The organism is Paenibacillus xylanilyticus, assembly GCF_009664365.1.
Taxonomy (GTDB): domain Bacteria; phylum Bacillota; class Bacilli; order Paenibacillales; family Paenibacillaceae; genus Paenibacillus; species Paenibacillus xylanilyticus_A.
Map to the genome: position 1 here is coordinate 2476455 of NZ_CP044310.1, position 21520 is coordinate 2497974.

At 47.0% G+C, this 21520-nt stretch carries 17 protein-coding genes; all 17 read left to right on the forward strand.

Annotation, left to right across the window (positions count from 1 at the left end; all coding sequences use genetic code 11):
• The first annotated feature begins 55 nt into the window (after positions 1–55).
• The 17 genes from rseP (at position 56) to dut (ending at position 21499) form a co-directional block, all read left to right on the forward strand.
• A complete protein-coding gene (gene rseP / locus F4V51_RS11230) occupies positions 56–1327 on the forward strand; it encodes an RIP metalloprotease RseP (protein ID WP_153978024.1) in 1272 nt (423 codons plus the stop codon).
• A gap of 62 nt (positions 1328–1389) precedes the next feature.
• Positions 1390–2844 (forward strand): proline--tRNA ligase, encoded by a 1455-nt coding sequence (gene proS / locus F4V51_RS11235; protein ID WP_153978025.1) that lies wholly within the window; start codon positions 1390–1392, stop codon positions 2842–2844.
• A gap of 146 nt (positions 2845–2990) precedes the next feature.
• A complete protein-coding gene (locus tag F4V51_RS11240; RefSeq protein WP_153978026.1) occupies positions 2991–7313 on the forward strand; it encodes a PolC-type DNA polymerase III in 4323 nt (1440 codons plus the stop codon).
• A 256-nt stretch (positions 7314–7569) separates the two neighbouring features.
• A complete protein-coding gene (rimP, locus tag F4V51_RS11245) occupies positions 7570–8031 on the forward strand; it encodes a ribosome maturation factor RimP (protein ID WP_095287724.1) in 462 nt (153 codons plus the stop codon).
• A 123-nt stretch (positions 8032–8154) separates the two neighbouring features.
• On the forward strand, positions 8155–9252 hold the full coding sequence (gene nusA, locus F4V51_RS11250; protein ID WP_095287723.1) for a transcription termination factor NusA: 1098 nt from the start codon (positions 8155–8157) through the stop codon (positions 9250–9252).
• Between the two features lie 26 nt (positions 9253–9278).
• Positions 9279–9587, forward strand: coding sequence for an RNase P modulator RnpM (gene rnpM / locus F4V51_RS11255; protein ID WP_095287722.1), 309 nt, complete (start codon positions 9279–9281; stop codon positions 9585–9587).
• Positions 9577–9906: a L7Ae/L30e/S12e/Gadd45 family ribosomal protein gene (locus F4V51_RS11260; RefSeq protein WP_170948040.1), complete on the forward strand. Its 330-nt coding sequence runs from the start codon at positions 9577–9579 to the stop codon at positions 9904–9906. Before rnpM ends, F4V51_RS11260 begins: the two co-directional genes overlap by 11 nt.
• On the forward strand, positions 9899–12469 hold the full coding sequence (gene infB, locus F4V51_RS11265; protein WP_153978027.1) for a translation initiation factor IF-2: 2571 nt from the start codon (positions 9899–9901) through the stop codon (positions 12467–12469). The genes F4V51_RS11260 and infB overlap by 8 nt, the downstream gene beginning before the upstream one ends.
• Positions 12470–12494: 25 nt before the next feature.
• Positions 12495–12854, forward strand: coding sequence for a 30S ribosome-binding factor RbfA (gene rbfA, locus F4V51_RS11270; protein ID WP_095358595.1), 360 nt, complete (start codon positions 12495–12497; stop codon positions 12852–12854).
• 19 nt (positions 12855–12873) lie between these two features.
• The gene (locus F4V51_RS11275; protein WP_153978028.1) at positions 12874–13851 is read left to right on the forward strand and encodes a DHH family phosphoesterase; all 978 of its coding nucleotides are present in this window, start codon (positions 12874–12876) and stop codon (positions 13849–13851) included.
• A complete protein-coding gene (truB, locus tag F4V51_RS11280; RefSeq protein WP_153978029.1) occupies positions 13845–14768 on the forward strand; it encodes a tRNA pseudouridine(55) synthase TruB in 924 nt (307 codons plus the stop codon). Before F4V51_RS11275 ends, truB begins: the two co-directional genes overlap by 7 nt.
• Before the next feature lie 70 nt (positions 14769–14838).
• On the forward strand, positions 14839–15777 hold the full coding sequence (locus tag F4V51_RS11285) for a bifunctional riboflavin kinase/FAD synthetase (RefSeq protein WP_153978030.1): 939 nt from the start codon (positions 14839–14841) through the stop codon (positions 15775–15777).
• A gap of 159 nt (positions 15778–15936) precedes the next feature.
• The gene (gene rpsO / locus F4V51_RS11290; RefSeq protein WP_056700672.1) at positions 15937–16206 is read left to right on the forward strand and encodes a 30S ribosomal protein S15; all 270 of its coding nucleotides are present in this window, start codon (positions 15937–15939) and stop codon (positions 16204–16206) included.
• A 233-nt stretch (positions 16207–16439) separates the two neighbouring features.
• Positions 16440–18542, forward strand: a complete 2103-nt coding sequence (gene pnp / locus F4V51_RS11295; RefSeq protein ID WP_153978031.1) for a polyribonucleotide nucleotidyltransferase — start codon at positions 16440–16442, stop codon at positions 18540–18542.
• A gap of 176 nt (positions 18543–18718) precedes the next feature.
• Entirely contained in the window at positions 18719–19714 is a 996-nt protein-coding gene (locus F4V51_RS11300) for a polysaccharide deacetylase family protein (RefSeq protein WP_153978032.1), read from the forward strand.
• Positions 19715–19809: 95 nt separating this feature from the next.
• Complete coding sequence (locus F4V51_RS11305; RefSeq protein WP_110822591.1) at positions 19810–21093, forward strand: M16 family metallopeptidase; 1284 nt, start codon at positions 19810–19812, stop codon at positions 21091–21093.
• The gene (gene dut / locus F4V51_RS11310) at positions 21053–21499 is read left to right on the forward strand and encodes a dUTP diphosphatase (RefSeq protein WP_170948039.1); all 447 of its coding nucleotides are present in this window, start codon (positions 21053–21055) and stop codon (positions 21497–21499) included. Before F4V51_RS11305 ends, dut begins: the two co-directional genes overlap by 41 nt.
• Positions 21500–21520 lie beyond the last annotated feature (21 nt).

A 21520-nucleotide genomic window follows, 5' to 3' on the forward strand; every position in this document is an offset into this window, starting at 1 on the left:
TGATAATCTAAAGGGACAGACTTCGGTTCGTGCCGTGAAGGAGGATGGATAGGGATTGGAAACCATACAAGTTGTATTTCTAACGGTGCTCATGTTCTTTGTCATCGTGACGGTTCATGAATGGGGGCATTATTATTTTGCCAAACGCGCCGGTATTCTTGTAAGGGAATTTGCGATCGGTTTTGGTCCCAAATTGTTCTCATATAAAAGAAACGAGACCCAGTTTACATTGCGTTTGCTTCCATTTGGCGGATATGCACGCATGGCTGGTGAAGACCCCGAGCTTGTAGAAATCCAAGAGGGTCAGACCATTGCGGTTAGACCGTCGGATGATCAAGTGAAAATGATTTATTTGGACCAATTGGATAATCGTAAAAATGTAATACGTGGCGAAGTGATCTCCATTGATATGGAGAATGCGTTGAAAATGCAATTGGATGTTGATGGAGAGGTACAACAATACCGCATACATCCACAAGCAATGCTCGTTAGTCGCGGTAAACAAACACAGATTGCTCCGAAAGACCGGCAGTTTGGCAGCAAGACGGTTGGACAACGGGCGATGGCGATTTTTGCTGGACCATTGATGAACTTCATTCTGGCTTTTGTCTTGTTTGCTGTGTATGCACAAATGGCCGGAGTTCCGGTGGAAAACCCTAAAAATCTGCAAATCGGTGAAGTACTTGAGGGCGGCGCTGCCGACCAGGCCAACCTGAAAGAAGGAGATATCATTGAGACTATCAATGGTACGGCTATAGGTACGGATTCGCAAAAAATGGTGGCTATGATTGCTGAGTCGAAAGACAAGCCAATGGAATGGACCCTGCGTCGGGGAGAAGAAACATTCAATATAACGATTACCCCCCGGACTGTAGAGGGACAAGAGGGTGGTAAGGTAGGAATTGTGCCAACACTGCCAACCCGATCTGTTGGATTTGCAGAAACGTTCAAAGTATCAGGTTTAGCCATGGTGGATACCACAAAAGTCATCTTTGAAGGTTTCAAACATCTGATTAATCAGTTTAACATGGACGACATTGGCGGACCGGTACGTACATTTGAAGTAACAGGTCAGATTGCCAAACAGGGCATTGAACAGCTAACAAGATGGGCGGCTATTTTGAGTTTGTACCTTGGAATCTTCAACCTGTTGCCAATACCTGCGCTGGATGGCAGCCGATTGGTATTCCTTGGAATTGAAGCGCTAAGAGGACGCCCTGTTGATCCTAACCGTGAGGGTATGGTTCACTTTATAGGCTTTGCCATGCTGTTTGTACTGATGCTGGCTGTAACATATAATGATATACTACGTTTAATTAACGGATAATTATGGTTTGACTACACTCTGAATTTGCAGAGCGGGTCGTTATGGGAGGACGCTGGAGTCTTATGTCAAAGGAAAATGATAAACAATTCGTGACTGAAATCACACCACAGGGCGAGGATTTCTCCCGTTGGTACATTGATGTTATTAAAAAGGCCGATCTGATGGATTATTCGCCGGTTCGCGGATGTATTGTGTTCAAGCCGGATGGATTTGAGATCTGGGAACATATCAAGGATGAACTTGATCGTCGTTTCCGCGAAACGGGCCATCGCAACGCGTATTTCCCGATGTTCATTCCAGAGAGCTTTTTCCAAAAAGAAAAAGAGCATGTTGAAGGATTCAACCCGGAATTGCCTTGGGTTACCGAAGCTGGTGGTGAAAAGCTGGAAGAACGTCTGGCAATTCGTCCGACTTCCGAAACCATCATTGGTCACATGTATTCCAAATGGATTCAATCCTATCGTGATCTGCCTGTTCTGATCAACCAGTGGGCTAACGTTGTTCGTTGGGAGAAAAGAACATTGCCTTTCCTACGGACAAGCGAATTTCTCTGGCAGGAAGGTCATACAGCTCACGAAACGGAAGAAGAAGCACGTGAGGAAACGATGCGCATGCTTGAAATCTATCGCGAAGTCGTGGAAGAGTATTTGGCTATCCCGGTTATCAGTGGTCAAAAAACGCCTTCAGAGAAATTTGCAGGTGCGGTGGATACATACTCCATCGAAGCGATGATGAAAGATGGACGTGCCGTACAGGCCGGAACTTCTCACTTCATGGGTACTAACTTTGCCAAAGCATTTGAAATTCAGTATCTCAGCCGTGAAAATGTACTTGAGCATGCCTATACGACATCGTGGGGCGTAAGTACACGCTTGATCGGTGCGCTGATCATGGTGCACGGTGATGATCGTGGTCTGGCACTTCCTCCAAAAGTGGCACCAACCCAAGTCGTGATGATTCCGATTGGACCGCCAAAAACGCGTGATGCCGTTGTGGGTCGTGCGGACGAATTGTTCGCTGAACTGAAAAAAGCAGGCATTCGTGTTAAAATGGATGACCGCAGTGATGTTCGTCCAGGCTGGAAATTCAATGAATACGAGATGCGCGGAGTTCCAGTTCGTCTCGAGATTGGTCCTCGTGACATGGAAAATGGTGTTTGTGTGCTTGTGTCTCGGATTACTGGTGAGAAAAAAGTAGTAGAGCAGGCGAATCTGGTGGAAGAAATTCAGGATATGCTCAATCAGGTTCAATCTGATATGCTGGAACGTGCACGCACATTTATGTCGGACAACTTCTACTCTGTAGATACGCTCGATGAGATGAAGGAATTGATGGAAAACAAACGTGGCTTCACGCTGGCCGGCTGGTGCGGCTCCGAAGCTTGCGAAGATAAAGTAAGAGAAGTAACAGGTGCAACAAGCCGGAACATTCCGTTCCAGCCTGCGGAAGAAAAGCATACGTGCCTGGCTTGTGGTGAAAAGGCGAAGAACACAGTCGTGTTTGCAAGAGCCTACTAGGTCATCATTAACATCAGGACTATTCACCGTATGAGTAAGTAATGGAAGGCTTCTGTCGGATAAAATGAGTCGGTGCGGGTTCGGATCGGGGACATTTTTGATTGCAGAAGCTTTTCATGTTTTAAGGGGGTACAAGGAGGAACACGATGAGTGGATTCGAGGAGAAACGAAAACGGTTTGAATTGTTGATGAAACAGGCAGAACTGCCTGCAGGTCTGACCGATCCCTATTTTCTGGACGGATGGATTGAACAGGTAGAGACGAATCGCAGCAACCGGGAATGGCATATCCTGATCAGTAAGGATACGTTAGTTCCTGCACCGATCTATCGTACGTTTAGCCTGCATATTCAGGAGAAAATGAATCATATCGCCAAAATTACATTTGGTTTTAAGTATACAGAGCAAGTGCAGCCAAGTGATATTGTAAGTGAATATTGGAATCTGTTTCTGGAATGGGTCACTCGCGAGATTCCATCCGTAAATGGATGGATGAACCGAACTACCTTTGAATGTGAAGCAGATTTGCTGCAATTGACCATGAGTGATTCTACATCGATGGAGCTCGCGCGTAAGAAACAGATTGATCAGGCGATTACAACATTCTATGAAAAATATTTTCATCTCCCGCTCCGCATTAAACTACAAGTTGGTGAAGTGGGAAGCAATAAGGAAGCGATGGAACAGTTTCAGGCTCAGAAGAAGGTTGAGGAGCGACAGGTCATCGAACAGATGATGAGCGAAGTGACCGAAATGGAAGCGCCGGAAGACGAGGATCATGGCGATGTACGCTTGCAGATGGGCTATGAGATCAAAGAGCCGGCTGTACCGATGCAGGACGTTCAGGATGAAGAGAAGAAAATTACGCTTCAAGGCTCGATCTTTGGTCTGGACCGCAAGGAGCTGCGGAACGGAAATACACTGTTTACCTTCTATCTGACCGACTTTACAGATTCGATGCAAATGAAGATGTTTGCGAAGACAAAAGAGGATGTTAAAATCTTGAGCCTTCTGGCCAATGGGAAATGGGTCAAGGTTCGCGGACGCGTAGAGTACGACCGATTTATGCAAATTCCTGAACTGGCCATGATTCCTTCGGATCTGACCGAAATCAAGGCACCTCCATCACGAAAAGATACCGCGCAGGAGAAACGGGTGGAATTCCATCTGCACTCAACCATGAGTACCATGGATGCTGTAACCTCCATCGATAAATATGTGAAAACTGCTGCGGAGTGGGGACACACGGCAATTGCTGTCACGGATCACGGTGGAGTACAAGTCTATCCGGAGGCAGCCAAAGCAGCGAAGAAAAACGGCATCAAAATGATATACGGCCTAGAGGCCAATGTAGTGAATGATTCCGTTGCCGTTGTTCTGGCACCACAGCCAATTGATCTGAAAACAGCGACCTACATCGTATTCGATATCGAGACAACGGGTCTATCCGTTACACAGAACAAGATTATTGAGATTGCTGCGGTCAAAGTGCAAGAGGGCAAAGAGATCGACCGGTTTGCCACATTTGTAAATCCACACGAACGAATTCCGTACAACATTCAGCAATTGACCAACATTACGGATGAAATGGTCAAAGATGCACCGGAGCTTGAACCGGTCATTCGTGACTTTGTTGCGTTTGCGGGTGATGGTGTGCTGGTCGCGCACAATGCACGATTCGATATGGGCTTTATCCAGGCGTCCCTTAAAAATTTGGGCATGCCTGAGCTGCCAAACCCTGTACTGGATACGCTGGAATTGGCACGGCTTTTGTATCCAAAAATGAAAAACCACCGACTCAACACACTGGCTGATAAATACAAAGTCGCACTGGAAAGCCATCACCGGGCGATTGATGATACGATTGCCCTTGCTGGAATCCTGAATGGACTCGTGAATGATGCAGCCCAGTTAAAAGGCTTAACCATGCTGGACCGGTTGAACGATTACGTCGGGGTTGATTTGTCGAATACACGTCCATTCCACTGCGGGATTTACGCATTGAATGATGTCGGCAAGAAGAATTTGTACAAGCTGGTGTCCTTGTCTCATACGGAATACTTTAAGCGTGTCCCATGTATTCCGAAGTCCAAGCTGGTCGGCTTGCGCGAAGGACTGGTTATTATATCCGGTTGTGAAAAAGGAGAGTTCTTCGAGGCAGTTCTGAATAAATCACTGGAAGAGGCCGAAGAAATCGCCGAGTTTTACGACGTTTTGGAGATTCAACCCCTCACGATGTATATGCATCTCGTGGATAAGGGACTCGTGGCCACACCGGAAGAATTGAAACTTGCAGTTCGCAAAGTGGTTGATATCGGAGCCAAATTGAACAAGCCGGTTATTGCTACAGGCAATGTGCACTATTTGGAGCCAAGGGATAAAATCTATCGGGATATTACCATCCACGGAATTACCGGTTTCAGTCCGCTGAAAGACCAGCGTAAACCGGATGCCCATTTTAGAACCACAGCAGAAATGCTGGAGGAATTCCAGTTCCTGGGTCAGGACAAAGCCTACGAGGTTGTCGTCACAAATACGATTGAACTTGCTGATCGCTTTGAGGAAATCAAGCTGTTCCCGGACAAGCTGTTTACGCCAATATTGGAAGGTGCAGACGAAGAAATTCGGAACACCTGCTACAATACGGCAAAGTCGATATATGGGGAAGACCTGCCTGAAGTCATCGTGGCACGTCTAGAGAAAGAGCTACAGCCGATCATCAAATACGGTTTCTCTGCCAACTATCTGATCTCGGAGCGTCTGGTAAAAAAATCGAATCAGGATGGTTATCTGGTAGGCTCCCGGGGATCTGTAGGATCATCGGTTGTCGCAACCTTCCTTGGCATCTCCGAGGTTAATCCGCTTCCGGCTCACTATATCTGTGTAAACTCTGAATGTAAACACAGCGAATGGTTCCTGGACGGAAGTGTACCAAGTGGATTCGACCTTCCAGAGAAGGAATGCCCCGACTGTGGAGGCAGACTGAAGGGAGAAGGGCAAGATATACCGTTTGAGACGTTCCTTGGCTTCAAGGGGGACAAGGTTCCTGATATCGACTTGAACTTTTCGGGTGATTACCAGCCACATGCTCACAACTACACGAAAGTACTCTTTAGTGAAAAAAGCGTGTTTCGAGCTGGCACCATCGGTACCGTTGCCGAGAAAACAGCCTTTGGTTTCGCCAAGAAATATGAGGAAGAGCATCATAAGAAATGGCGCGGAGCAGAATTGAATCGACTGGCTTCAGGTTGTACAGGGGTCAAGCGGAGCACGGGACAGCATCCCGGGGGCATTGTCGTTGTACCGGATTATATTGAAGTGGAAGATGTTACTCCTGTTCAATATCCTGCGGACGACGTTACTGCAGAGTGGAAAACAACTCACTTTGATTATCACGCCTTTGAAGAGAACTTGTTGAAACTGGATATCCTAGGACATGATGATCCCACCATGATGCGTATGCTGCAGGATCTGACCGGGGTCGATCCAACCACCATTCCGATGAATGATCCAAAAGTCATGAGCATGTTCAACTCTACGGAAGCACTGGGAGTAACTCCTGAACAGATCCGTTCACCTGTTGCAACCTTTGGTGTGCCGGAGATGGGGACGAAGTTTGTGCGTCAAATGCTTGTCGAATCCCAGCCGTCGTCCTTTGCCGATTTATTGCAGATTTCGGGGTTGTCCCACGGAACAGGGGTATGGCTTGGAAACGCACAAGAACTGATCAAGAATGGTACATGTAACATTAAAACGGTAATTGGTTGCCGGGATGATATCATGTTATTCCTCATCTATAAAGCAGGGATGGACGCAAGTCTGGCCTTTAAGATTACAGAGAGTGTTCGTAAAGGGCGGGGGTTGCCTCAGGAGTGGATTGATGAGATGAAAAACTGCAAAGTGCCACAATGGTACATTGACTCTTGTCTCAAAATCCAGTACATGTTCCCGAAGGCCCACGCGGCCGCTTATGTTATTTCGGCAGTTCGTACTGCATTCTTCAAGCTGTATCATCCGATTGAATTCTACGCAACCTATTTTACAGTTCGTGCAGATGAGTTTGACATCGAGCTGGTGTGTCAGGGGTACGATGCGATCTATCGGAAAATTGTTGAAATTGAACAATTGGGATTCCAGGCACCGCCAAAAGAAAAAAACATGCTTCCTGTGCTTGAAATGGCTCTGGAAATGGCAGCTCGTGGATTCTCACTCAAGCCGATTGATTTGTACCGTTCTGAAGCTACAAAATTTATCGTGGACGGAAATGCACTGATTCCTCCATTTTCCGCACTTGCGGGGATCGGTGATAATGCAGCACGTAATATTGCGGCGGCAAGAGATCATGGTGAGTTTCTGTCGATTGAAGACTTTCAGCAAAAATCCAAGGCAAGTAAAACGATTGTCGAACTATTGTCGGGGATGGGCTGTTTCCGAGGGCTGCCGGAAAGCAATCAATTATCCCTGTTTTAATGGAAGCTTAACCCGTCAAAAAAGCACCTGTCAGAAGGTTGCGTAATTTTTTCTTCATTAGTACACAATCGACCTGAAAGATCGCTTACTTGTCACTATTACCAGACTATGTTATAATTTCTGAAGTGAACGAGATAGTACGAATTTCTGAAGAGTGGGGAAACCCACTCTTTAGTCTTTGGTATACAAGAATCTTGGGTATTACGAAATTGTCGGCTTAACATGTCGGCGTAACCTAAGTTGGAGGTTATCGGTTTTGAGCACAACGAAGATTAAATCTACCGTGGAAGAAATGATCCAACCCTACTTGAATGAACAAGGCTTCGAGCTGGTTGACATCGATTACGTCAAAGAAGGCAGCAACTGGTTTTTACGGGTGTATGTCGACAAAGAGGGTGGCATCGACATCGATGATTGTGTCTTGATCAGCGAACAGCTGAGCGCCAAGCTGGATGAGAACGATCCGATTCCAACCGTCTATTTCCTTGAAGTGTCTTCTCCGGGAGCTGAACGTCCACTGAAAAAAGCGGAGGATGTTGCAAAATCCGTAGGGAAAAACGTATTTGTTACGACCTACGAAGCAGTGAATGGAATGAAGGAGTTTGAAGGTAAATTGCTTTCCTTTGATAACGGGGAACTTGTGATCGAAGCAGGCAAGAAGCAGTACACGGTTCCTTATGATAAGGTAGCCAGTGCGCGCTTGGCCATTCTGTTTTAAGTGCCTTGTTCACTTTATTAATGAAAAAGACACATCTCACGATAACGGCAAGGTGCTCATGAGTTTTGAGCCTTTCGCCGTTTTACGTATGAGATGCCATGTTTGAAAGGGGGATCAACATTCATGAGTATGGATTTTATTGAAGCAATGAATGAATTGGAGCGGGAAAAAGGGATCAGCAAGGATGTGCTGTTTGAAGCGATTGAGGCGGCATTAATCTCCAGCTACAAACGTAATTTCAACACCGCTCAAAACGTGCGTGTTGATATGAACCGTAACACTGGAGTTATTCGTGTATATGCACGTAAATTAATCGTGGAGGAAGTACTCGATTCACGCACCGAAATTTCGTTGCCTGCTGCACGTGAAATTAACCCACACTTCCAGCTGGAAGATATTGCGGAGATTGAGGTTACGCCGCGCGATTTCGGACGTATCGCCGCACAGACTGCCAAACAGGTAGTGACCCAGCGGATTCGTGAAGCCGAACGCGGCCTGATCTACAACGCTTTCGTAGACAAGGAAGAGGATATCGTTACGGGAGTGGTGCAGCGTCAGGATTTGCGCAATATCTACATCGATCTGGGCAAAATCGAAGCGGCATTACCGTTAACTGAATTGATGCCGAATGAAAAATTTGTTCATGGTGACCGCATTAAGGCATACATCACCAAGGTCGAGAATACGACCAAAGGGCCGCAAATCATCTTGTCCCGTACACACCCGGGTCTATTGAAACGTCTCTTTGAACTGGAAGTTCCTGAAATCTTTGACGGAGTCGTTGAGATTCGCTCCGTTGCACGTGAAGCCGGCTTCCGCTCCAAAATTGCCGTACATTCCCGCAATGAGGAAGTTGACCCGGTTGGATCATGTGTAGGCCCTAAAGGCATGCGCGTGCAGACCATTGTGGGTGAGCTGCGCGGTGAAAAGATTGACATCGTTCGTTACTCCGAACAGGTAGACGAATATGTGGCTAATGCATTGAGTCCTTCCAAAGTGTTGGAAGTTCAAGTATTTGAAGAAGAGAAAATGGCCCGTGTCATCGTACCGGACTATCAACTGTCCCTGGCTATCGGCATCAAGGGGCAAAATGCCCGCCTGGCAGCGAAGCTGACCGGCTGGAAAATCGACATTAAGAGCGAGAGCCAGGCGGAACAGGAATTCGGCAGAGAAAAAGATTCTTCTTCAGAAATGCACCAAGATTCCGTCTCCGTCGATTAAAGTAAAGCACGGGGGGGCGCTAACGTATGAAACAGAAAAAAGTGCCGCTGCGCAAATGTGTGGCGTGCCAAGAAATGATGCCCAAAAAGCAACTGATCCGTATCGTTAAAACGCCAGAGGATGAAGTGCTGATCGATTTGACTGGCAAAAAGTCCGGACGTGGCGCTTATTTATGCGGCAAGGAATCCTGTTTTAAACTTGCACTCAAAAACCGGTCTTTGGACCGGGCGTTGAAAGGCAAGGTTTCACCTGAAATTTACGAGCAATTGGCTGCTGATTTCGCTTCGGTTGAAGATGATTTCATCGCAGCGCAGGAGCGTGATCATGATGAATAACAAAGCGTTGTCTTATCTGGGACTCTCCATGCGCGCAGGCAAACTGGTGACAGGTGAAGAAATCGTGCTCAAGGCGATCCGTTCTTCCGAAGCTAAGATGGTTATTGTTGCGGGTGACGCCTCGGCCAATACACAGAAGAAATTTCGCGACAAATGCGGAACCTACAAAGTTCCGCTAGTGATCGGATTTGACCGGGATAGTCTGGGTTCAAGTATCGGTAAAGAAACGCGGGTTGTTCTTGCGGTAACGGACCGTGGGTTTGCAAAAATGATCTCCAAGCAAGTCGGTATAATGTCGGAGGTGGAGTATATTGAGTAAACAGGAAAACAAGGATAAATTGCGAGTTTATGAATATGCGAAGTCCCTTAATATGAGCAGCAAAGAAATTATAACCATTCTTAAAAAACTGGATATTCCCGTAAACAATCATATGAGCGTCATGGAGAATGGTTCAGTGGGTAAGGTGGAACAATTTTTTAAAGATATAAAATCCACTGCAGCATCCAAACAGAGCAGCGAGGCAAAATCAGTCGCTACTTCCTCCGTGCGCAGTGAAAAAACAGTGGACAGCAGTAAGCCGGCCGGCGGAGCGAACACGCCGAACAACAGTAATTCATCCGGTAGTCCCGTACAAACAAAAATACAACAGGAAAAGCAGGTAGGTATGAACAATAGACCAAATTCAAACAATAACAACGGCTCCCAAAGACCCAGCGGCCAAGATAGCCGCAACAGAACGAACTCTGCCCAAGGCTCCAGCCAGGGCGGACAAACAGGTAATCGCTCCAGACCTTCGCAAGGCGGACAGAGCAGTACAGCTTCACGTCCACAAGGTTCAGGACAACGTACGAACAACAGTGGTGGCGGTCAAGTAAGAAGTGCTGGACCAAGCAACACTGGCAATAGCGGCAACCGCAGCGGTGGCCAAGGACAGAACCAAGGTCAAGGTCAGCGCAGAGGCGGTCAAGGAAATTCCGGTAATAACAACGGCAACCGTTCAAACAGTGGCGGCGGCGGAGGACGTCGTTACGATGACAACCGTGGCGGCAACTTCCGCGGTAATCGTGGTGGCAAGAACAACCGTAACAGAAACCAGCAGCAGTACCAACAACGCGAGAAAATTGATAACACACCTAAGAAAATCATCGTACGTGGTGATATGACTGTGGGTGAAACAGCGAAGCTGCTTCACAAAGATGCTTCCGAAGTTATCAAGAAACTCATTGGTATGGGTGTTATGGCTACAATTAACCAAGAGCTCGATATCGATACGATTCTTCTGCTTGCAGGCGAATTCGGTGTTGAGGTTGAAGTGAAAATTGTGGTGGAAGACGATCGCTTCGAGACTGTCGAAGAAAATGATGATCCTGCAGATCTGCAATCCCGTCCTCCAGTTGTAACGATTATGGGTCACGTTGACCATGGTAAAACAACCCTGCTTGATGCCATTCGTTCAACGAATGTAACGGGCGGCGAAGCTGGCGGTATCACGCAGCATATCGGTGCGTATCAGGTAGAAATCAACAACAAAAAAATTACGTTCCTGGATACACCGGGTCACGAAGCGTTTACCGCGATGCGTGCTCGTGGTGCACAAGTAACGGATATTACCATCATCGTTGTTGCAGCGGATGACGGCGTTATGCCACAGACTGTCGAGGCTATTAACCACGCAAAAGCAGCGGGGCTTCCAATTATCGTTGCGGTTAACAAAATCGATAAGCCAGGTGCAGATCCGGACAGAGTTAAACAGGAATTGACCAACTATGAACTCGTTCCGGAAGAGTGGGGCGGAGATACCATCTTTGTTAACGTTTCGGCGAAACAAAGAATGGGTCTGGAAGGTTTGTTAGAAATGATCCTGCTCGTTGCTGAAGTGAACGAGTACAAAGCGAACCCGGACAAACGTGCCCGTGGTACAGTCATTGAAGCCGAGCTGGACAAAGGACGCGGTCCAGTTGCCCGTATTTTGGTACAGCATGGTACGTTGAAAGTTGGAGATGCCTTTGTAGCAGGTAACTGCTTCGGTCGCGTTCGTGCAATGGTGAACGACAAAGGTCGTCGTCTGAAAGAAGCTGGACCTTCTACTCCTGTAGAAATTACAGGTTTGACTGAAGTTCCAGGTGCGGGAGATCCGTTCATGGTATTCGAGGATGAGCGTAAAGCTCGTTCTATCGCTGATAAACGTGCGATTACGCAGCGTGAATCCGATCTGGGTACCAACACACGCGTAACACTGGACGATCTGTTCCAACACATCAAAGATGGCGAAATCAAAGATCTGAATGTCATTATCAAAGGTGACGTTCAAGGTTCTGTTGAAGCATTGAAGGGTTCACTTGCCAAAATCGAGGTTGAAGGCGTACGCGTGAAGATCATTCATAGCGGTGCTGGTGCAATTACTGAATCCGACATTATCTTGGCAGCGGCATCTAACGCCATCGTGATCGGTTTCAACGTTCGTCCTGATAATCAGGCGAAAGTAACTGCAGATCAAGAGCAGGTAGACATTCGTCTTCACCGTGTCATCTATAGCGTAATCGAAGAGATTGAACAGGCGATGAAAGGAATGCTTGATCCGATCTACAAAGAAAATGTTATCGGTCATGCTGAAGTTCGCAGCACGTTCAAAATCAGTAAAGTGGGTACCATTGCAGGATGTATGGTTACCTCTGGTAAAATTACACGTTCTGCTGAAGCACGCTTGATTCGTGATGGCATTGTTCTTTACGAAGGTAAGCTTGATTCACTGAAACGTTACAAGGATGATGCCAAAGAAGTAGCTCAAGGCTACGAATGTGGTATTACTCTTGATAACTATAACGATCTCAAAGAAGGCGACGTTATCGAAGCCTTTGTTATGGAGACGGTACAACGATAAGCAAGGAAGCATGAGGTGAACAACTATGGCCAAGATTCGTACAGGTAGAGTGGGCGAGCAGATCAAGAAAGAATTGAGCGTGCTCATCCAGTCCGAACTGAAAGATCCACGTATCGGCTTCATTACCGTAACAGGTGTCGACGTGACTAACGACTTGTCGCAAGCCAAAGTTTATCTGAGTGTCTTCGGTGAACAGGAGCAAAAGGATAACTCGCTTAAAGCACTGGATAAAGCAAATGGATTTTTGCGTTCCGAGCTGGGCAAGCGAATTAGACTTCGCCATGTACCTGAATTGATATTCAAGATCGACGAATCGATCGCTTATGGTAGCCGGATTGAGAAGCTGCTTGGCGACATCGGTACCGACAAGAACGAATCCCAGTAACAGCATAAAGGAGACGGCAATGCACACTTATGAACAGGCGCTTCAGGCAGGAAAGCAATTCCTGCTGGAGCATGATGATTACCTGGTCGTGTCGCATGTACAGCCGGACGGTGACGCAGTCAGCTCGACGGTAACAGTGGGCTGGCTGCTGTCATGTCTGGGGAAGACATTCACGATGATCAATGAAGGTGAAATCCCGCAGCGTATGCGTTTTTTGTGGAATGCTGACGAGATCGTGAACATGACCGAACAACCACCGCAGCGTAAATATAAAGCAGTGATTTGTGTAGACTGTGCAGACTTTGCAAGAGTGGGCCTAACTCGCCATTATTTCGAAGAAGATGCTGTTATTCTAAATATTGATCACCATCCCACCAATGATGCTTATGGAACGGTTAATATCATTAAGCCGGATGCAGCAGCTACTGCCGAGATCCTGTTTGATTTTGTAAACATGTTCCCGGTGACGTTGAATCAAGATGCTGCAACGGCTATCTATACAGGGCTGCTTACGGATACAGGCGGGTTCCGGTACGCGAATACCAGTCCCAATGTAATGACAACAGCATCCAAATTGCTGGAGCACGGTGTAAATGGACCGTACCTTGCGCAAATTTTGCTTGAACAGGTTACGCTTCCCCAAGTTCGGGTTTTGAATCAGGCGCTTTCGAGTCTGCAAATGACAGAGGATGGAAAAATTGCCTGGGTGGTTATTACGCCGGAAGATATGATTGCTTGTGGAGCGGCTAACGAGGATCTTGAAGGCGTTGTAAACTATCCCCGTAATATTCAAGGGGTAGAAGTGGGGATTTTTTTCAAAGTCATCAACAATAACGCGGTAAAAGTGTCTCTTCGTTCGGCAGGTAAAGTTGATGTTGCAGCGCTTGCACAGACATTTGGCGGAGGAGGCCACGTACTGGCTGCCGGGTGTCGTGTGGAAGGTGAGTTGGAAGAGATTGTAGCCAAAGTGCTGAAGCAGGTGAATGCGCAATGGTAAAACCACTTGAAGGGATTTTGCCTGTATACAAGCCTGCAGGCTTCACCTCGCATGATGTTGTTGCCAAAATGCGACGCATTCTGAAAATGAAGCGTATTGGACATACCGGAACGTTGGACCCACAAGTTACTGGTGTACTTCCGCTCTGCCTTGGACGGGCCACAAGGGTAGTCGAATACATGCAGGAACTTCCAAAAGAGTACTTGGCAACACTACGCTTGGGCCTGTCTACGGACACGGAGGATCTGACAGGTGAGGTTGTTGAACGTTCGGAAGATCCAGTCCAAGTTACCGAAGAACAGGTGCTTGAGGTCCTGAAACAGTTTAAGGGTACAATTTCGCAGGTTCCACCCATGTATTCAGCGGTAAAAGTCGACGGTAAACGTCTGTACGAGCTTGCACGTGAAGGCAAAACAGTGGAGCGTAAGAGCCGTGAGGTTACGATTTACGAGATTGAACTGACCGGAATCGAAACGCATGGCGATACGACAGATATTTCCTTCCGTGCTTTATGTTCCAAAGGGACATATATTCGAACATTGTGCGTAGATATCGGCCGAGAACTGGGATACCCATCTACCATGGTACAGCTTGAGCGTACCATTTCTGCGGGAATTACAGCGGATCGGTGTTTGCGATTTGAGGATGTGGAGCAGCACATGTCCGCAGATACGCTGGCTGAAGTGCTGATTTCGGTAGATGATGCCGTTGACTACATGCCTGCCCATAAAGTTCCAGAGGATAACACCAAAGGCGCTCTCCAAGGTCAGAAATTGTCTGCACGTTTATTGGAGCCGCCCGTGGAACAGCCAGGGCTTCTGCGGTTATATGCTCAGGATGGCACATTTCTCGGTATTTTCGAACGGGATGAACATAAACCAACAGTTCGAGCTGTTAAGGTTTTTTTACCGGAATAAAGAGGCCTTGAGTTTAGGTTCATGTGATGTTAAGCTCGGTCTATTAAGTGAAATGCAGGTGAATGATTGTATGAAAACCGTAATGCTAACGTATCCGCAGACATTAACTTCCGATGAATTGCGTAGACAACCCCAGGTGCTGGCCATTGGCCAATTTGACGGAATGCATCTCGGACATGCAAGCGTCATTCTGTCAGCTGTCCGTATTGCTCGTGAAAAGGGCATGCAGTCAGCGGTAATGACCTTCCATCCGCATCCGAAGGAAGTCATGCGCAAAGGCGATTATGAAGGTTATTTGACGCCCCTGAGAGATAAGGAAGATATCTTGGCAGAGATGGGCGTTGACGTGTTATATGTTGTGGAGTTTAATGAAGAATTTTCACATCTGACACCGGAGCAGTTTGTACATGATCTGTTGATTCCGCTTCAGACACGAACGGCGGTCGTTGGCTTTGACTTCCGCTTTGGTCACAAGGGAGCCGGCGATGAACAGATGCTTCGCTCGCTCGGCGGCAGTGAGATGGCTGTGGAAACTGTGCCTCCTTTCCTGCTTAATGGGGAGAAGGTCAGCAGTTCATTAATTCGTGGTTTGCTTAAACGTGGAGAAATGGATGAGGCAAGTCAGTGGCTTGGACGTCCTTACAGTATCAGAGGAACCGTTATCCACGGAGAGAAACGCGGCCGGACCATTGGTTTCCCTACTGCCAATCTCGAGTTGACAGATCATTATGTGGCACCAGCAAAAGGTGTGTATGCTGTACGCGTATATCATGGTGAACAGTCGTTGCGAGGGGTAATGAACCTCGGTGTGAAGCCTACGTTCCACGATAGCGGGATGAAGCCTACATTTGAAGTACATGTGCTTGATTTTGAAGGGCATCTCTATGATGAGGAACTGAAGGTAGAACTGGTTCACTATATTCGGGAAGAACGCAAGTTTGACTCCATCGACGCTCTGATCAGCCAGATTCGGGAAGATGCTTTGACTGCGGCAAGACTCTTAGGTTGAAATTCTGAGTAAAATGTATGTTTACATTTACTTTGGTTAGGCAACTATGATATAATGTACTACGTTGTCGTTTGAGACAACAGACAACCTTGGCTTGGTTGCACGCTCTCACCGGCGGTAACGAGGCTAATGGCGATTATAATGAAGGAGGTGAATAGGATGGCATTGACTCAAGAACGTAAACAACAACTGATCGACGAGCACAAAACTCATGAGTCCGATACTGGATCACCTGAGGTGCAAGTTGCTATCCTTACGGAAAACATCAGAAGTTTGACAGACCACTTGCGTACGCATAAGAAAGACCACCACTCACGTCGTGGACTTTTGAAAATGGTAGGTCAACGTCGTAAGCTTTTGGCTTACGTGAAAAACAAAGATGTTAAACGTTACAGCGCACTGATCGAGAAACTCGGATTGCGTCGTTAATTATCGTACATGTTTTCAAAACCAACCTGGCTGTTTTCCGTCGTTCCTCTGTATTGAGGGACAAGCGGAGTTTACAGCCGGGTTGTTTTGTAGATGAACATGTTGCCATATATTTGTAGATGACAGCTCCGCAAGGAGCTTTTGTTTTGCAAGTTAATGAATGCAGGACAAGCAGGAAATACTGAGAAAATGCAGAATCCAATGTGTTAGGAACGATTAGAAGGAGGGATTTCATGGAAAAGCGTGTTGAAATGCAGCTTGGTGGAAGAACGCTTGTGCTTGAAACAGGACGTTTGGCTAAACAGGCAAATGCTGCTGTTAAAGTAACATACGGAGATACGGTTGTTTTGTGTACCGTTACAGCATCAAGCGAACCGAAAGATCTGGACTTTTTCCCACTCACGGTGAACTATGAGGAAAGATTGTATGCTGTAGGTAAAATTCCAGGCGGATTCATTAAACGGGAAGGAAGACCAAGTGAGAAAGCTATTCTGGCTAGTCGTCTGACAGACCGTCCAATTCGTCCGTTGTTCCCTGAAGGTTTCCGTAATGATGTACAAGTTCTTAACATCGTTATGAGTGTTGATCAGGACTGTGAACCACAGATTGCTGCCATGATCGGTACATCGGCTGCATTGAGCATTTCGGACGTACCATTCAACGGACCAATCGGTGGTGTAAAAGTTGGACGTATTGATGGCGAATTCATTATTAACCCAACCATTGCACAGCTTGAAGTCAGTGAAATTGAACTCGTTGTTGCAGGAACCAAAGATGCCATCATGATGGTAGAGGCAGAAGCAAACGAAGTTCCGGAAGAAGTCATGCTTGAAGCCATCATGTTCGGACATGATGAAATCAAGAACATTGTGGCTGTCATTGAAGAGCTAGTTCAAGTGGCCGGCAAAGAAAAAATGGCTGTAAAACTGCACGCAGTAAATGCTGAAGTGAACAGTGCTGTACGTGAATATGCGAGTGCTCGCTTGGTAGAAGCGGTTAAAATCGCTGAGAAGCATGCTCGTCAAGATGCGATTGATGCAGTGAATGACGAAACTGTTGCTCATTTTGAAGAGCAATACATCGAAACTCCTGAACTGCTCAAAGACGTGAAAGAAGTGCTGCACGACATTGTCAAAGAAGAAGTGCGTCGCTTGATCACACATGATAAGGTTCGTCCGGACGGACGCGGACTTGCGGAGATTCGTCCAATTGAGTGTGATACATCATTGCTGCCGCGTACACATGGTTCCGGTTTGTTCACACGTGGTCAAACACAAGCGCTTAGCATTTGTACGTTGGGTGCATTGGGTGATGTTCAGATTCTGGACGGAATCAGCTTGGAAGAAACCAAACGCTTCATGCATCATTACAACTTCCCGCCATTCAGCGTGGGTGAAGCTCGTCCATTGCGTGCTCCGGGACGTCGTGAAATTGGACATGGTGCATTGGGTGAACGTGCTCTTGCTAAAGTTATTCCTTCGGAGACGGACTTCCCGTACACCATTCGTCTGGTATCAGAAGTATTGGAATCAAACGGATCAACTTCACAAGCAAGTATCTGCGCAAGTACGCTTGCCATGATGGATGCTGGTGTACCAATTAAAGCTCCGGTTGCAGGGGTGGCTATGGGTCTGATCAAAGATGGAGAGCATGTATCCATTCTTAGTGATATTCAAGGTATGGAAGATCACCTGGGTGACATGGACTTCAAAGTGGCAGGAACACCTGAAGGTGTGACAGCGATCCAGATGGATATTAAAATTGATGGTATTGACCGTCAAATCTTGTCCGAAGCTTTGGCTCAAGCCAAAGAAGGCCGTATGCATATCCTGGGCAAAATGACCGAAGTAATGAAAACACCGCGTGAGCAGTTGTCTCAATATGCACCAAAAATTACGACTATGCATATTAATCCGGATAAAATCCGTGATGTTATCGGTGCTGGTGGTAAAATTATCAATAAAATCATCGAGGAAACTGGTGTTAAAATTGATATTGAACAAGACGGACGCGTATTTATCGCTTCTTCCAACCAGGACATGAACGATAAGGCAAAATCGATTATCGAAGGAATCGTACGCGAAGTGCTGGTCGGCGAGATTTATGTCGGCAAAGTAAAACGTGTTGAGAAATTCGGTGCATTTGTCGAAGTTCTGCCGAACAAAGAGGGTCTGGTTCACATCTCACAACTGTCAACAGAGCGTGTTGCCAAAGTAGAAGATGTTGTAGCCGTAGGTGATTCCATTACCGTTAAAGTAACGGAAATTGACCAACAAGGTCGCATCAACTTGTCCCGCAAAGCAGTATTGACGGCTGAAGCTCCGGCACAGTCCTAAGCTCTGCTTACTTTTTACAGATCCATTGAATGAAGAGACAGAATGTGTATTTCTGGCTCTTTTTTTAACGCCTAAAATCGGAAACGGTAATGGGTTTCGAAAGACTGCCTGAATTTGTTCATATTCTTGCCCTTGTCCTCATATGATGGGGACAAAGACGGCGGGAGGATGGAACTGTGAAAAACCAATCTAAAAAGCTGGTTGCAGTTCTGGCGGGTGTGGCGGCTGTCATACTGGTCGGACAAGTAGGCAGTGTACGTACATACATTACGGAGATTCGGGATGGCCCGGGGACACAAAATGCATTTGATATGTTTCAAGAGGCGACTGGAGAGGATGCCCTGTTGTCGGCGATCCGGGATAAAGCGGCCGAAACAAAAGTAGCTCCGGTCAACGCCAAAGTGGACAGGGTATGGAAGGCGATACCGGGATATAACGGCTGGGAGATTGATGTGGAAGCCACGTATCGCAAGGCACTTGGTGGCAATCTCAATACCAAAATTGCATATGTTTATCGTCAGGTTGAACCGGAAATCCAGCTCAAGGATCTTGGGGCTCATCCGGTATATCGGGGGAATCCGGCAAAGCCGATGGTTTCGTTTATGATTAATGTGGCTTGGGGGAATGAGTATATCATCCCGATGCTTGACACGCTCGATACCGAGAAGGTGAAGGCGACCTTTTTTCTGGATGGAAGCTGGTTAAAGAAAAATGCGGAGCTCGCCAAAGAGATTCAGAAACGAGGTCATGAAATGTCCAACCATGCGTATTCTCATCCGAACATGAGTCGATTGAGCGCAGAACGGGCCAGACTTGAGATAAGCATGACAGAGGATCTGCTCAAGGAGACGCTAGGGGTGGAAAACCGCTGGTTTGCTCCCCCGTCAGGTGACTTTAATCAAAAAACGGTGGACATTGCCTCAAGCATGGGGTTGCAAACCGTCCTGTGGACACTGGACACCGTCGATTGGAGAAAGCCAAGTTCAGCTTCCATTGTAAATAAAATTGGGGCAAAAGTGGAAGCGGGTACGTTAATTTTGATGCATCCCACGGCATCCTCGTCAGGAGCACTGAAAGGCATGATTGAGTCGATTCGTGCCAAAGGCCTCGTTCTTGGTACAGTAAGTGAGACGTTATCTTCGGAACGCATAAAAGCTCCAGCGGTTGAGTGAGCGGCGTTTTTTTGTTAATATCAAACAGTTGGAACCAAATGTCGATTTCGTTTTTTGGAGATCAGGGCAATTATAGAGATGTAGGAGGGCCAACCGTGAAAAAAATTCAGCTGGGCAATGGCCTCAGGGTAGTCATGGAACAGATTCCGACCTGTCGTTCCGTGTCTTTTGGTATATGGGTCAAGACAGGATCGCGCAACGAGCAGCCTGTTAACAATGGAGTATCACATTTTATTGAGCACATGTTGTTCAAGGGAACGGATCGTTACGATGCCAAGGCAATTGCGGAACAGTTTGATGCTATCGGCGGTAACGTAAACGCGTTCACTTCAAAAGAATACACGTGTTATTATGCTAAAGTACTGGATGAGCATCTGCCTATCGCTGTAGATGTATTGTCTGACATGTTTTTCCGCTCCAAAATGGATGATGGCGAGCTCATCAAAGAGAAAAACGTCATCCTGGAAGAGATTTCAATGTACGAGGATACACCGGATGATATGGTGCATGATCTGATGGCTACGGCTGCTTATGGAGAGCATCCACTGGCTTACCCGATTTTGGGTACGGAGGAACGACTCAAAGCGATGGGTTCGAACGATCTGCGTGCTTATATGAAAGAGCACTACACCATTGAGAACACCGTGATTAGTATTGCAGGTAATATTGATGACAGTGTCATTGAGTTGATGGAAAAACACTTTGGATCATTTGACGTTCATGGTGCGGCCGAACAGATTACCGTTCCCAAATTCCAGAGCGGGCAGCTCTTTCACAAGAAGAAAACGGAACAGAACCACATTTGTATTTCGTTCCCGGGCTGCAAAATTGGAGACCCACTGCAGTTTGCCATGGTAGTATTAAACAATGCTATTGGTGGCGGCATGAGCTCCAGACTGTTCCAGGAAATTCGTGAAAAACGCGGACTGGCATATTCCGTATATTCCTATCACAGTTCTCATGCGGACAGCGGGCTGTTTACGATATATGCAGGTACTGCACCGAAACAAACGAAAGAAGTGTTGGATCTGACCAAAGAGGTTCTGCAGGATCTTGCCGTTAACGGTCTGACGGAAGATGAGCTGCGCAAAGGAAAGGAACAGCTGAAGGGAAGCCTGATTCTCAGTTTGGAAAGCACGGGAAGCCGGATGAATCGTTTGGGTAAAAACGAACTGATGCTGGGCAGACACCATACGCTGGATGAGATGATAGCCAAAATTGAACAAGTAACGATGGAAGATATCGATGCTGTACTTGACCTGATGTTCGCGGAGCCGTTTGCGCTTGCTATGGTCGGTGCCTCTGATCGCACCATTGCTGGATTAAGAAGGGATGATTTTGTTGCATTACGTTCAAATTCAAAAGTTACCGGGCAATGAAGATATTAAACTGCCTCAAAAAATGTCGGAGCTTGCATCAGGCTTTGATGTAGTTGCTGCGCTTCAGGAGGACGTTGTACTGCAGCCGGGACAGCGCACGCTGATTCCGACAGGTCTGGCTATGGCTATGCCTGCGGGCCTTGAAGCACAGATTCGCCCACGCAGTGGCCTGGCGTTCAAACATGGCATTACCTGTTTAAACACACCGGGTACCATCGATGCGGATTACCGGGGTGAGGTTAAAGTGCTTTTGATTAATCTAGGCCAGGAGCCATTCACTATTGTACGGGGTGAACGCATTGCTCAGATCGTGTTTCAGACTGTGCCTGCTGTTGAACTAACCGAAGTGAGCGAGCTTTCGGAAACGGTTCGCGGCGAAGGCGGATTCGGTCATACCGGAAAATAATAAACGGCTACGAATGACGAA